Here is a 13,501-nt window from a genome sequence, read left to right as displayed (position 1 = left end):
TCACCCGATCGGGCGACTACTCTCTGTGGCTCCAGCGTTGCTCAATGGGAAGACCGGCCACAACGCTGATCGCGTGCCACTGGCCCACTGTCACGGAGGGGGACGGAGTGAGCAGACGGAATGCGCCCGGGGGTACGGCCGCGACAACGGCGGGCGTATTCGGCGAACTGCTGCGCCACTATCGCGAGTTGGCGGCCCTCACCCAAGACGGCCTGGCGCGCCAGATCCCGTGCGACCGATCGCACGTGGCACGGGTGGAGTCGGGGACGCGGGTGCCGCAGGAGACGTTCGCGAAGGCGTGTGACGAATTGTTGGGGACGGGCGGGGTGTTGGTCCGGCTGTGGGCGAAGATCGACTGGTACCCGCAGGTGGAGCATCCGGACTGGTTCGAGCGCCGAGCGAAGATGGACGCCCAGGCGCTGGCAGTGCGCGCGTACCAAACGCAAGTGATGCCCGGCCTGTTGCAGACGCCGGAATACGCGAACGCCCTGTTCGCCCGTCGCCTGCGGACCGCCGATGAGGTGGACGAGCGTGTCCGGGCCAGGCTGAGCCGCCAGCAGCGCTTTCTCGCCCCGGACGGCCCGCTGTACATCGCTGTTCTGGACGAGAGTTGTCTACGCAACGTCGTAGGGGGCCCGAGGGTGATGCGCGACCAGTGCGCGCATCTTCTCGCCGTCGGCCAACTGGGCAACATCCGCGTCCAGATCGCTCCGGCCGACCGGCCCGGCATCGACCGCCCCGACGCGTCGATGTCTCTGATCCAGCTGCCCGACGGGCAGGAATGGGTCTACTCGGAATCGCTCGACCGCGGCCATCTCAGCGACGATCCGTCCCTCTATGCGCGGCACGCCCAGACCTATGATGTGCTCAGGGCGGACTCGCTGTCGGCCCGCGAATCTGCCGCTCTGATCAGCGACATGATGGAAGGGTACGGGCAGCATGCAGAGGCACGATCTGACCACCGCGACCTGGGTGAAGAGCAGCTACAGCGGCGCCAACGGCGGCGATTGCGTCGAGGTGGCCCCCGAATTCCCCGGCCTCGTCCCCGTACGTGACAGCAAGGCCCCGGACGGGCCCGCGCTCGTCTTCGAGCGTGCGGTGTGGGACTCGTTCGTGAGCGCGCTGTGATGCGGAAGGACACGAGGGTCCTGTTCATCGGGCTGCATCCCCGCTCGCTCGACTACAGCACGGTTCCCGACGGCGTGGACGAGGCGTCGCTCACCGAACGGATCGCAGCCGGGGAGGCCGCGCTGCGCGAGGCGGGGTTCGATGGCGTGACGTGTCTGGTCGACGCCTCCCCGGACAGCGCTGAGGCCGCAGTGCGGGAGCAGTTGGAGGGCGGGGACTTCGGCCTGGCGATGATCGGGGGCGGCGTACGCATGGCGCCCGAGCACACCCTGCTGTTCGAGCGGCTCGTGAACGTCCTCACCGAGGCCGTACCGGGCATCCGGCTCTGCTTCAACACCTCGCCGGAGACCACCATCGACGCGGTACAGCGCTGGATCGACGCGTAGTCGGGCACTTGGGGCTCAGGCGAGGACCAGGGCGGCGACGACCGGGGCCGCGTACATCAGCGGCCAGGCGACGTGCGGGTACGAGCGGGCCCGGATCACGGTGATGACGGCTCCCGCGAAGTAGAGGACCGTGCCGATCCCGGCCGCCAGGCCGATCGCCGGGACCCACAGGCCGACCACGAGGCCCGCCGCGCCGGCTGCCTTGGCGGCCCCGAGCCAGGTCCACCAGGTGCGGGGGACGCCGTACTCGGTCAGCGGCTCGACGACCCACGGGGCCTTGATGAAGATCGAGAGGGCCGAGAAGCCGACCATGAATGCGGCGACGGCAGTGACGACGATGTAGGTGGTGGACATCGGAAGCTCCTCGGTCGAGTGGCGGCGAGCGTGTCTCGCTCGCACACCCCACTGACGGAGCGCGCCGCACACGTGTGACAGGTACGGCGCATTTTTCTTCGGGGACTTTCCGCCGCTCGGGGCCCACGGGCCGAACGCCCCCGCAAACCTCTGGCTCGGCCGCCCTCGCTCCGAGTGTGGCGGGTTCCACCGGCCCCTCAAGGGCGCTCCTTCGTCGCGTCGCTACGCGATGGCCTGGCGGCCACCCTTGACCGCCCGCCTCCACCCGCCTTTTCACACTCGGAGGGCGGCCGGGGGGCGTGGCCACGCGGAAGCGCGGTTCGCGGCCGGGCTGGGATCAGCGCGTGCGGCCGCGTGGGTGGGTTGCGCGGCAGTGCAGTGGGGCGGCCCGGCACCGGCTCAGCGTGTTGCGGCCGGTGGGCGGTCGGGCCTCATGCCCCGCTGGTCACCGTCCGGTGGGTGGCGGAATCCCCCTGACCCGCCGGGGGTGAAAGCCGGCCACCCCGAACCGTAAGTCCTCCCTCATCGCGCCAACCCAACCGCCATATCGCCCATTGACGGCGATACCGGACCCGCCGAAGCGTCTACGGAGGGGTTAGCGTCACGCGTAGTACGCGGCGTAGAGGGCAGACCGCTGCTCCGGGGAGAAGTCGACGAAGTCCTCTGCCTCTTCGCAGAAACGCAGACGCCGCAGCGCCGACTCCGCTTCCTCCGAACCGTACGAGGCAAGGTACGTCTTGGTGCGCTGGAGTCCGGCGCCGCACAGGAGTTGGATGTCGATCGAGCAATCGGCGTCGAAACTGGCCGTCTTGGCGCGCCAGATGAGCAGCACGTCATCGAGGGCGCCCGCGAGGAACAGCTGGACGCAGCAGAGCTTCATCAGGGGCGTGTAGCCGTCGCCCTGCGCTCCGCGTTCGAGGCGGGTCTGCTCGGCCAGGAGCTCGCGCACCTCGGCGAGTCCGCGCGCGTCAGGGTGCAGGCCGTGGCGCTGCAGCCACACTTCGTCCTCGTCCACGGTTCACTTTCCCGAAACGACCCACCGGCAGTGACCAGCGGGGCATGAAGCCCGGCCACCCACCGGCCACAACACGCTGAGCGCCGCCGAGCCGCCCCATTCCACTGCCGCGCGATCCCAACCACGCGCCCGCAGGCGCCGAGCAAAGCCCAGTCGCCCCCGGGCCGGGACGCGTGGCCACGCCCCCCGGCCGCCCTCCGAGTGGGAAAAGGCGTCCGGAGCCGGGCGGTCAAGGGTGGGCGCCAGCTCATCGCGCAGCGACGCGACGAGGAACGAGGAGCGCCCTTGAGGGCCCGGTGGAGGACGCCACACTCGGAGCGAGGGCGGCCGAACCAGAAGCCCACAAGGGCCTCCACGCCGACCGCCCCGGAAACCCGAAGCCAACCAAGGCCCAGGCATCCAAGCCCAGGCGCCCGGACCTCAGGCCAGCGCCAGCCAGGCCACCGCCGCCACGACCACGATCGCCGCGACCACGCCGACGATGAGGCCCACCCGGGGGCCGGAGGACTGGGGCGCCGCCGCCTGGCGGCCGCCCCCCTGCGGGGCGCCCTCGTCGACGAAGGCGCGGAACATCTGGGTGCTGCCGGCGGGGTCGTAGTTGCCCTCGGAGCCGGGGCCCTGACCGTACGGAGCTTGGGGGTTGTGTGCCATGAGCCAGGACCCTAGCGAACCCCGGCTTCCGTCCCCAAGCCCCGACGGCTTCCAGCACCGCTCGGGCACTGCTCCGGCACCGCTCCGGCACCGATCCCCCTCACGGCCTCCCCGAGCCCCCGCCCCCCTTTGCCGATTCTTTAGCGCCGTTTGACCGATTTAGCTTGCCTGGAGCAACCATCCATCTCTATGGTTGCCCTAAGCAACAAGATGCATGGGGGTCGTGAGGCCGTGAGTCATGGGGTCACAGTGGACAACCGGTACGAGAACCTCGCCCGCCAGGTGAGCGCCATCGGCGCGGTCAAGCGCGGCATGGCCCGCTCCCTGCCCGCCGACTGCCCCAGCGGAACCGCCATCGTCCTCGCCCTGCTCAAGCACGACGGGGACATGCGGATGAGCCGGATCTCGGAGCGGATGGCCGTCGACATGTCGGTCAGCAGTCGGCACGTCTCCCACGCCGTCGACCGCGGCTGGGTCGAGCGACTGCCGGACCCGGCCGACCGGCGTTCGCGCATCCTGCACCTCACCGCCGAGGGCAGGGAGAAGCTCGCCGAACTCGACCGCCGGCTGACCGCCATGCTCACGCACAACCTCGCGGACTGGTCCGACGAAGACGTCGACCTGCTCACCACCCTGCTGGCCCGCCTCCGCGACTCCTTCGGGGACTGCCGGGCCCACCACGCGTAGAGCGCATAGAGCACGCAGAGCACATAGAGCACGCAGAAGAACGTAGAAGCACGTAGAAGCGAAGGAAGTTCATGGCCACGACAACCCCTGCTCCGTCGAAGGAGGCGGGCGGCCACGCCTCCGGCGGGGCGCCCATGACGCACCGGCAGATCATGGAGGCGCTCTCCGGGCTGCTGCTCGGCATGTTCGTCGCCATCCTGTCCTCGACGATCGTCTCCAACGCCCTCCCCCAGATCATCACCGACCTGGGCGGCGGCCAGTCCGCCTACACCTGGGTCGTCACGGCCGCGCTGCTCTCGATGACCGCGACCACCCCCCTGTGGGGCAAGCTCGCGGACCTCTTCTCCAAGAAGCTGCTCGTCCAGATAGCCCTGCTCATCTACGTCGCCGGCTCGGTCGTCGCCGGCCTCTCCCAGAACACCGGCATGCTCATCGCCTGCCGCGTCGTCCAGGGCATCGGCGTCGGCGGGCTGACCGCCCTCTCCCAGATCATCCTGGCCGCCATGATCGCCCCGCGTGAGCGCGGCCGGTACAGCGGCTACCTCGGCGCCACCTTCGCCGTCGCCACGGTCGGCGGCCCGCTGCTCGGCGGTGTCATCACCGACACCGACTGGCTCGGCTGGCGCTGGTGCTTCTACGTCGGCGTGCCCTTCGCGCTCATCGCGCTCCTCGTCCTGCAGAAGACCCTGAAGCTGCCCGTCGTGAAGCGCAAGGTCAAGGTCGACTGGACCGGTGCCTTCGTCATCAGCGCCGCGGTCTCCCTGCTCCTGATCTGGGTGACGTTCGCGGGCGACAAGTACGACTGGATGTCCTGGCAGACGGCCGCCATGGTCGGCGGCTCGATCGTCCTCGGCGCGCTCTTCGTGCTCGTCGAGTCGAAGGCCGACGAGCCGATCATCCCGCTGCGCCTCTTCCGTAACCGCACCATCACCCTCGCCTCGCTCGCCTCGCTCTTCGTGGGCGTCGCGATGTTCGCCGGCACGGTCTTCTTCAGCCAGTACTTCCAGCTGGCCCGCGACGAGTCGCCGACCATGTCCGGTGTCCTCACCATCCCGATGATCGCCGGCCTGTTCGTCTCCTCCACCGTCTCCGGCATGGTCATCACCAAGACCGGCAAGTGGAAAGCCTGGCTGGTCAGCGGCGGTGCCCTGACGACCGGCGGGCTCGGTCTGCTCGGCACGATCCGCTACGACACGGAGTACTGGCACATCGCGCTCTTCATGGGCGTGATGGGTCTCGGCCTCGGCATGATGATGCAGAACCTGGTGCTGTGCACGCAGAACCAGGTGGCCCCGGCCGACCTCGGCTCCGCCTCCTCCGTCGTCACCTTCTTCCGCTCCCTGGGCGGCGCGATCGGCGTCTCGGCGCTCGGCGCGGTGATGGCCGACCGGGTCACGCACTACGTCCAGGACGGCATGGCCGCCCTCGGCCCGAAGGCCGCGGGGATGGGTGGCGGTGGCGGTACGACGGGTTCCATCCCGGACATGGACAAGCTGCCGGCCCCGATCCGTACCGTCATGGAGGACGCGTACGGGCACGGTGTCGCGGACATCTTCCTCTACTCGGCGCCGTTCGCCCTGCTGGCCTTCCTGGTGACGCTGTTCATCAAGGAGGTCGCGCTGAAGAGCAGTTCGGGCGACGCGACCCCGGTGGCGTCGGAAGAGCCTGCCAACGAGGCGGCCGTCGCGGTCTCCACCGGCCTGACCGGCCTGACCGGCCTGACCATCGGCGGAACGGTCCGTACGGCCGAGGGCACGGACGTCGCCGGCGCGACGCTCACGCTGATCTCGCTCGGCGGGCAGCAGCTCGGCCGCTCGGTCGTCGGCAGCGAGGGCCGGTACGCCTTCGACGCCCCGGGCGCCGGATCGTACGTCCTCATCGCCTCCGCCGACGGCTACCAGCCGCAGGCGTCCACGGTCGTCGTGAACGACGGTCCGCTCTCGCACGACGTGCTCCTGACCGGCACCAGCGGGCTCACCGGCTCGGTGACCGCGGCGGACGGCGGAGCGCCCGTGGACGGGGCGATGGTCGTGATCACGGACGTACGCGGCGAGGTGCTGGCCACCGGGAAGTCCGGCGCGGACGGCGGCTTCGCCTTCGGCGAGCTGGTCCCGGGCGCGGTCACGGTCGCGGTCACCGCCACCGGTCACCGGCCGCAGGCGCTGCCGGTCGAGATCGGCGGCCAGGGCGTGACCCGGCTCGACGTGGCCCTCGAGGCGGGGGCGGTCGTCCACGGGACGGTCCGCGCGGGCCTCGACCACCGGCCGCTGGCGGACGCGCGCGTGACGCTCGTCGACGCCGCCGGGAACGTGAAGGCCTCGGCGACGACGGACGCGGACGGCGCGTACGCCTTCGCGGACCTGGACACCGGCGAGTACACGCTCATCGCGACCGGCTACCCACCGGTGGCGGGACGGCTGACCGTGACCGGCGCCGGCGTCGACGGCCACGACATCGAACTCGCCCACCCGGGCGAGTGACCAGCCCCCGGCCGCGCGTCGAGCGGAGGCGCGGCCGGGTCCGGGGCGGCGGGCAGGGGACGGCCTGCCGCCCCGCTGTTTTTCGAACGAGAGAGTGGTAGTGGCGATGGGACTGCACGCACAGGTACGGACGCGGGACGGGTGGCCGGTCCAGCACGCGGTGGTGACCGTGACCGACGGCTCGGGCGGGCAGGTCCTGCGGGCGGCGGCGGACGCGGACGGGATCGTACGGTCGGAGACGGCGCTGGCCCCGGGGGCGTACACCGTGGTGGTGACCGCCCTCGGCTACGCGCCTGACGCGCGCACGGCGCTGGTCGGCGGGGCCGGCCGGGCCGAGGTCGGGACGGTCGTGCTGGCCCGCGCGGGCGGTACCGAACTGCCGCCGCCGGGCGCGTGGGTCCTGGACGCGGCGCACTCGTCGGTGGGCGCGGTGGCGCAGCACCTGGGGATCTCCAGCGTGCACGGCCGGTTCACCGAGTTCACCGGCCGGATCGAGATCGCGCCGGACGTCCTGGCGTCCCGGGTGGAGGCGGTCATCTCGGCCGGGTCCGTCGACACGGGCAACGGCCTGCGGGACAAGCACCTGAGGTCCGAGGACTTCCTGGACGTGGACCGCTTCCCCGAGATCACGTACCGCAGCGCGGGGCTGCGGGCGGCGGGCCCGGACCGGTGGACCGTGGAGGGCGAGCTGTCCCTGCGGGGCGTCACGCGGGAGGTGGCGCTCGATCTCACCTATCTGGGCACGGGCCCGGATCCGTGGGGCGGGGTCCGGGCGGCCTTCCGGGCGGAGGCCGAACTGCGGCGCGAGGACTTCGCGATGACCTACAACCAGGTCGTGTCGGCGGGCATCGCGGCGATCGGCACGACGCTGCGGGTGACGCTGGACATCCAGGCGGTACGGGAGAGCTGAGCGGCCGTCAGGCCGCGTCCCAGGCCGTTCGGGCCGACCGGGCCGTCAGGCCGCGTCCCTCAGGCCGTTCGGGCCGACCGGGCCGTCAGGCCGACCGGGCCGCCATGACCTCGATGCCGGCGATCAGGATGTCGAGGGCGTAGTCGAAGTCCCGCTCCCAGATGTCGCTGACGCTGCCGTGCGTGGCGCGCTCGTCCAGGATCTCCTTCATGTCCTCGATCTGGACGGCGAATTCCGGGTCGTCGCGGAAGGCCGAGACCGACTCCGTGTAGAAGTCGTCCTGCGACATGCCGGCCTCCGCCGCGCGCCGCCCGAACTGCGCCTCCAGCGTCCCGTAGCCGTACACGAACTGGAAGACCGCCGACATCGCGCCCGGCTGGCCGTGCAGCGGCAGACCGGTGTCCCGTACGGCCTCCTGGATCTTGGTGCCGACGGCGATCGCGTTCGGTCCGATGTTGAGGTAGGAGCCGGCGCACGGCGAGACCCACGCGTGGCGCGCGAGCATCCGGCGATAGGCGAGGGCGAGCGCGCGGATCCGGCCCTGCCAGCCCTCGGCGGCGTCGACGGCGGCGAGGTCGATCTCCGCGTAGACGGCGTCGAGCGCGAACTCGATGATGTCGTCCTTCGTGTCCACGTACCAGTAGAGGGACATCGCCGTGACGCCCAGCTCGGCCGCGATCTTTCGCATCGACAGTTTGCCGAGGCCCTCCTCGTCCAGCATCCGGATCGAGGTCGCCACGATCCGGTCGCGGTCGAGCCCGGCCGGGCCGCCCCCCGCGCGGGCGGCCCGCTTCTCCAGCCAGACGCTGGAACGCGCCGGGTTCCTGGCCCGGTCGGCTGCCTTCACCATCGCGTTCCTCCTCGGTCAGCGGTCGTGCCCATGCTATGCAGCGGCGGTCTTCTTCTCGGACCGCTCGGCGCGGGCGAGCAGGGCGGCGGCCAGCAGGCCGCCCGCGAAGACCGCGAGCGCACCGACCAGCTGGCTGGTCTGGAGCCCGGACGCGAAGGCGTCGGAGATCTCCGCCCGTTCGGCCTCGCTCCCGGCCGCCGCGAGCGCCGCGGGCAGCGAGGTCGCGGTGACGGTGACGAGCGCGGCGAACCGGGCGTTGAGGACGGCGCCGAGGACGGCCACGCCCAGGCCGTTGCCGAACTCGGCGAGGGTGCCGTTGACGCCGGCGCCCACGCCCGCCTTCTCCGGCGGGATCGCGCTCATGATCGCGTTGGCCATGGCGGGGTTGGAGACGGCGAGGCCGATGCCCATGAGGACCAGGCCGAGGAGCATGCCCCAGTAGCTGCCGTCGGTGCCGCCGCCGATCAGGGCGATCGAGGCGAGGCCGCCCGCGACCAGGGTCATGCCGACGGCCACGGTGGGCGGGGTGCCGAGCTTCATGACGATCCGCGGGCCGACGCCGGTGAGGTTGAGCGCGACGACGGTCAGCGCGAGCGGGGCCATCCGGAGACCGGCTTCGAGCGGCTCGTAACCGAGGACGAACTGCAGGTGCTGGGTGAGCAGGAAGAGCGAGCCGCCCATGCCGAACATGACGAGGATCGCGCCGGCGACGGCGCCCACGAACTTCTGGTCGCGGAAGAAGTGCATGTCGAGCATCGGGTACGGAATGCGCAGCTCCCACAGGGCGAAGGCCCCGAGCACGACGACGCCGATCGCGGCCGGGACCAGCACCTCGGCGGAGGTCCAGCCGTGCTCGGGGCCGGTGATGATCGCGTACACGGCGGCGGTCATACCGATGGTGGAGAGCAGCGCGCCGAGCAGGTCGGGACGCTCGCCCTGCGGGTTCTTGGACTCGGGCACCAGCTTGAGGACGGCGATCAGGCCGAGGACCGCGACCGGGATGTTGATGAGGAAGATCATTCCCCACCAGAAGTGGTTGAGGATGACGCCGCCGATCAGCGGCCCGGCGGCGAAGCCGAGCGAACCGACGGTGGCCCACAGCGCGATGGCCTTGACCCGCTCGGAGTCGTCGAAGATCTGCATGACGACGGCGAGCGTGGTGGTCATGAGCAGCGCGCCGCCGACGCCCATGCCCGCGCGGGCGGCGATCAGCTGGGCGGTGGAGTCGGCCAGTCCGGCGGCGAGCGAGCCGAGGCCGAAGAGCGCGAGACCGGCGGCGAGGAGCTTCTTGCGGCCGTAGCGGTCGGCGGCGTTGCCGGCGGTGAGGAGCAGGCCGGACTGGACGAGCGAGTACGCGTTGATCATCCACTGGATGTCGCTGGTCGAGGCGTGGAGCTCGGAGGTCAGCGAGGGGATGGCGACGCTGAGGACGGTGTTGTCGAGCAGCACGGTGAGCTGGGCGAGGCAGATGACGCCGAGGATCAGCCAGCGCTGCGGGTGTCCGCCGGTGGTGGCGGGGTGGGACTCGGCGGTCGTCGCCGTCATGGGACAGCACTCCTTGTACGGTGTACGGGACTGGACTCGTACACCGTACAAGGACTCTCGTACGGTGTATAGCGATTATTTCTTCTCGGTCAGGTCGTAGAAGGTGACGCCGTTGAGAGTGACCTTCTCGAAGGTCGCCGCGACCCAGGTGGAGATCTCGGAGCTCGTGCCGCCGCCAGGGCCCATGCGCGTCTCGCCACCGCCCTCGCCGCCGCCTTGGGCGCCTGCGCCGATGAAGTAGTGGATCTTCCCCTGGGCCACGTACTGCTTGAACTGCGCGAGGGTCGGGGACGGGTCGCTGCCGTTGAAGCCGCCGATCGCCATGACCGGCTTTCCGGTGGCGAGCTGATAGCTGGCGGCGTTCTGGGCACCGACGGCCGCCGCGGCCCAGGTGTAGTCGTCGGCGTTCTCCAGGAGGGCCGCCTTGGCCTTCGTACCGACGGTCGCGCCGTTGAGCAGACCGCCCGGGGTCGCGAAGCCCCTGGTCGGCCGACCGCCGGCCTGGGGCGGGGTGCCGGCGCCGGGGCCCGTGCCTCCCGGCGCCATGCCCGCGCCGGTGCCGGGACCGCCGGCCGGAGCGCCTCCGCCCGGGGCGCCACCGCCCGGGGCGTCACCACCCGGAGCGCCCCCACCCGGAGCGCCACCACCCGGGGCGCCACCCGGCGCCTCGCCCGTGAAGACGCGGCCATCGCCCGGCATCCCGCGCATCGCGGCGCCCGCCGGGCCCGCCGTCACGATCGAGCCCTGGTGGCCGGTGCCCAGCGTCTCCAGCGTGTACGCGAACGGGCCCGCGAGCCCCGCCGCCAGCCCCAGCCCCGCGATGCCGAGGCCGAGCCGCCGGTCGACCCGGCCCGCGAACAGCAGCCCGAGCGCGGCGGCCCCGCCGCCGACCAGGACGGTCCAGCGCAGCCACGGCAGCCAGTCCGGCGTACGGCCCAGCAGCACCCAGCCCCACCACGCCGTCACCGCGACCGTCGCGGCCAGCGCCGCCGAGGCGAGAAGGTGCGTGCGCTCCTCCCACAGGACGGCCGCGCCCATGCCGACGAGCGCCGCGATGTACGGGGCCAGGGCGACCGTGTAGTACTCGTGGAAGATGCCGGCCATGAAGCTGAACACGGCCACGGTCATCAGCAGCGACCCGCCCCACACCAGGAACGCGGACCGGGCGGCGTCCGTACGCGGTGCACGCCAGGTGACCACCAGACCCGCGACCAGCAGGATCAGCGCGGCGGGCAGCAGCCAGGAGACCTGGCCGCCGACGGCGTCGTTGACCATCCGCCCGATGCCGGTCTCGCCCCAGCCTCCGCCGCCTCCGCCACCAGGCCTGTCACCACCACCGACGCTGCCGGTCTCATTGCCGTTGATCCGGCCGAGGCCGTTGTAGCCGAAGGTCAGCTCCAGGAAACTGTTGGTCTGCGAACCTCCGATGTACGGACGCGAGGCCGCCGGCCACAGCTCGACCAGGGCCACCCACCAGCCGGCGGAGACGATCATCGCGAGCCCGCCGAGGGCCAGTTGCCCGATCCGGCGCCCGATGCCGACCGGCGCGCACACCGCGTACACGAGCGCGAGCGGCGGCAGGATCAGGAACGCCTGCAGCGTCTTGGTGAGAAAGGCGAGACCGAAGGCGACGCCCGCCCACACCAGCCACTTCGTCGCCCCCTGTTCCAGGGCGCGCAGGACGCAGTACACGGCGACCGTCATCAGCAGGGCCAGCAGCGCGTCCGGGTTGTTGAAGCGGAACATCAGCGCGGCGACCGGGGTGAGCGCGAGCACCGCGCCCGCGATCAGCCCGGCGCCCGCGCCGAACCGGCGCCGTACCGCCGCATAGAGGACGGCGACCGTGGCCACCCCCATCAGCACCTCGGGCACCAGGATCTGCCAGGACCCGAGCCCGAAGAGACGGACGGACAGGGCCATCGGCCACAGCGCGGCCGGCGGCTTGTCGACGGTGATGGCGTTCGCCGCGTCGAGGGAGCCGAAGAAGAAGGCCTTCCAGCTCTGGCTGCCGGCCTGGACGGCGGCGGAGTAGAAGGAGTTGGCGTAGCCGGAGGCGCTCAGGTTCCAGAGGTAGAGCGCGGTGGTGAGGACGAGGAGGGCGAGGAACGCGGGGCGTACCCACGGAGCGTCCTCGGCCCGCCCGCGCCAGAGGCGGACGAGTCGGCCGGGCGTCGCGGCATGCGCCGCGTGCGCGGATGGCGTGACGTACGTACTGGTCATCGGGCGTTCCTTACGGAGGGGGAGGTGTCCGGGAAGACCCAGAGCCGGAAGAGAAGAAAACGCACGACGGTCGCGGCGAGGTTGGCCACGATCAGCACGGCGAGTTCGGCGGAGTGGGCGGGATCGCCGGTGGCCGCCCCGAGCGCGGCGAGCGAACCGCTGGTCAGCGCGAGGCCGATGCCGAAGACGACGAGCCCCTGCGCCTGGTGGCGGACGGCCCGGTCCCGGCCCCGTACGCCGAAGGTCAGCCGCCGGTTGGCGGCGGTGTTGGCGATGGCGGACACCAAGAGGGCGGCGGCATTGGCCGCTTGCGGACCGATGCCGAGCCGGAAGGCCGAGTACAGCGCCACGTAGAAGAGCGTGGACAGCGCGCCCACGACACAGAAGCCGACCAGCTGCCGGGCCAGCCCACTGGGCACTCCCGCCAGTTCACGATCCCGTGGATCGTCGCCGAAGGGACGGGCGAGGCGGTCGAGCGGCAGCGAGCCGGTGGCGAGCGCCCGGCCCACCCGCCAGACGCCCTTCAGGTCGTCGGTGGCCGTCCGCACGATGTGGACCGTCGAGTCCGGGTCGTCGATCCAGTCGACCGGCACCTCGTGGATGCGCAGCCCGGCCCGCTCGGCGAGGACGAGCATCTCGGTGTCGAAGAACCAGCCGGTGTCCTCGACCATCGGCAGCAGGCGCTCCGCGACATCCCCGCGTATCGCCTTGAACCCGCACTGCGCGTCGGAGAACCGGGCGGCGAGCGAGCCACGCAGGATCAGGTTGTAGGCACGGGAGATGAACTCCCGCTTCGGCCCGCGCACGACGCGCGAGGTGCGGGCGAGCCGGGAGCCGATCGCCAGGTCGGAGTGCCCGGAGATGAGGGGTGCGACGAGGGGAAGGAGCGCGTTGAGGTCGGTGGACAGGTCCACGTCCATGTAGGCGAGGACGGGCGCGTCCGAGTGCGACCAGACGGTACGCAGCGCCCGGCCCCGGCCCTTCTGCTCCAGCCGTACGGAACGCACCTCGGGCAGCGTCGCCGCCAGGGTCCGCGCCACCTCGGCGGTCCGGTCGGTGGAGGCGTTGTCGGCGACCGTGATGCGGAAGCCGTACGGGAAGGTGCGGGAGAGGTGGTCGTGGAGCCGCCGGACGCACGGCTCCAGGTCCTTCTGCTCGTTGTGGACGGGGATGACCACGTCGAGAACGGGCTGCCCGGCCGTGCCCACGGGCAGATGCTCCCGGGCGGGGAGAGGCCCCGCGATCGTTTGGGTTCGCATGGCACAGACCCTCGCC

General features: G+C 71.5%; 13 protein-coding genes. 6 read left to right on the top strand and 7 right to left on the bottom strand.

The window, feature by feature from the left end; genetic code table 11:
- Window positions 1-107: 107 nt before the first annotated feature.
- The 3 genes from ACFYV5_RS16050 to ACFYV5_RS16040 are packed head-to-tail and all read left to right on the top strand — an operon-like array spanning window position 108 to window position 1,514.
- Complete coding sequence (locus ACFYV5_RS16050; RefSeq protein WP_389168775.1) at window positions 108-1,055, top strand: Scr1 family TA system antitoxin-like transcriptional regulator; 948 nt, start codon at window positions 108-110, stop codon at window positions 1,053-1,055.
- Window positions 1,018-1,128 carry a DUF397 domain-containing protein gene (locus ACFYV5_RS16045; RefSeq protein WP_355110853.1) on the top strand — a complete coding sequence of 37 codons (111 nt, stop codon included), beginning with the start codon at window positions 1,018-1,020 and terminating at the stop codon, window positions 1,126-1,128. The genes ACFYV5_RS16050 and ACFYV5_RS16045 overlap by 38 nt, the downstream gene beginning before the upstream one ends.
- Window positions 1,128-1,514: a hypothetical protein gene (locus ACFYV5_RS16040; protein ID WP_389168773.1), complete on the top strand. Its 387-nt coding sequence runs from the start codon at window positions 1,128-1,130 to the stop codon at window positions 1,512-1,514. Before ACFYV5_RS16045 ends, ACFYV5_RS16040 begins: the two co-directional genes overlap by 1 nt.
- Window positions 1,515-1,529: 15 nt before the next feature.
- On the opposite strand, the gene ACFYV5_RS16035 is transcribed toward ACFYV5_RS16040, so the two are convergent.
- The 3 genes from ACFYV5_RS16035 to ACFYV5_RS16025 all read right to left on the bottom strand — a co-directional run bounded on the left by ACFYV5_RS16035 (window position 1,530) and on the right by ACFYV5_RS16025 (window position 3,534).
- Window positions 1,530-1,868: a DoxX family protein gene (locus ACFYV5_RS16035; RefSeq protein ID WP_389168771.1), complete on the bottom strand. Its 339-nt coding sequence runs from the start codon at window positions 1,866-1,868 to the stop codon at window positions 1,530-1,532.
- A gap of 601 nt (window positions 1,869-2,469) precedes the next feature.
- Complete coding sequence (locus ACFYV5_RS16030; RefSeq protein ID WP_389168769.1) at window positions 2,470-2,883, bottom strand: hypothetical protein; 414 nt, start codon at window positions 2,881-2,883, stop codon at window positions 2,470-2,472.
- Window positions 2,884-3,303: 420 nt separating this feature from the next.
- Window positions 3,304-3,534 (bottom strand): hypothetical protein, encoded by a 231-nt coding sequence (locus tag ACFYV5_RS16025; RefSeq protein WP_355110845.1) that lies wholly within the window; start codon window positions 3,532-3,534, stop codon window positions 3,304-3,306.
- Window positions 3,535-3,744: 210 nt separating this feature from the next.
- Here ACFYV5_RS16025 and ACFYV5_RS16020 point away from each other — a divergent pair, with 210 nt between their 5' ends.
- From ACFYV5_RS16020 to ACFYV5_RS16010, 3 genes are all read left to right on the top strand, one after another.
- A complete protein-coding gene (locus ACFYV5_RS16020; RefSeq protein ID WP_389168767.1) occupies window positions 3,745-4,221 on the top strand; it encodes a MarR family winged helix-turn-helix transcriptional regulator in 477 nt (158 codons plus the stop codon).
- Window positions 4,222-4,292: 71 nt separating this feature from the next.
- Window positions 4,293-6,701, top strand: coding sequence for an MFS transporter (locus ACFYV5_RS16015; RefSeq protein WP_389168765.1), 2,409 nt, complete (start codon window positions 4,293-4,295; stop codon window positions 6,699-6,701).
- 106 nt (window positions 6,702-6,807) lie between these two features.
- Complete coding sequence (locus ACFYV5_RS16010; protein WP_389168763.1) at window positions 6,808-7,611, top strand: YceI family protein; 804 nt, start codon at window positions 6,808-6,810, stop codon at window positions 7,609-7,611.
- 85 nt (window positions 7,612-7,696) lie between these two features.
- On the opposite strand, the gene ACFYV5_RS16005 is transcribed toward ACFYV5_RS16010, so the two are convergent.
- From ACFYV5_RS16005 to ACFYV5_RS15990, 4 genes are all read right to left on the bottom strand, one after another.
- Window positions 7,697-8,461: a TetR/AcrR family transcriptional regulator gene (locus tag ACFYV5_RS16005; RefSeq protein ID WP_389168761.1), complete on the bottom strand. Its 765-nt coding sequence runs from the start codon at window positions 8,459-8,461 to the stop codon at window positions 7,697-7,699.
- Between the two features lie 33 nt (window positions 8,462-8,494).
- The gene (locus ACFYV5_RS16000; protein WP_389168759.1) at window positions 8,495-10,006 is read right to left on the bottom strand and encodes an MFS transporter; all 1,512 of its coding nucleotides are present in this window, start codon (window positions 10,004-10,006) and stop codon (window positions 8,495-8,497) included.
- A 75-nt stretch (window positions 10,007-10,081) separates the two neighbouring features.
- The gene (locus ACFYV5_RS15995) at window positions 10,082-12,226 is read right to left on the bottom strand and encodes an ArnT family glycosyltransferase (RefSeq protein ID WP_389168757.1); all 2,145 of its coding nucleotides are present in this window, start codon (window positions 12,224-12,226) and stop codon (window positions 10,082-10,084) included.
- Entirely contained in the window at window positions 12,223-13,485 is a 1,263-nt protein-coding gene (locus ACFYV5_RS15990) for a glycosyltransferase (RefSeq protein ID WP_389168755.1), read from the bottom strand. Before ACFYV5_RS15990 ends, ACFYV5_RS15995 begins: the two co-directional genes overlap by 4 nt.
- Window positions 13,486-13,501 lie beyond the last annotated feature (16 nt).

The sequence above is a fragment of the Streptomyces sp. NPDC003035 genome (assembly GCF_042888285.1).
In the GTDB taxonomy this organism is placed as follows: domain Bacteria; phylum Actinomycetota; class Actinomycetes; order Streptomycetales; family Streptomycetaceae; genus Streptomyces.
This window is presented reverse-complemented; position numbering and strand designations above follow the sequence as displayed.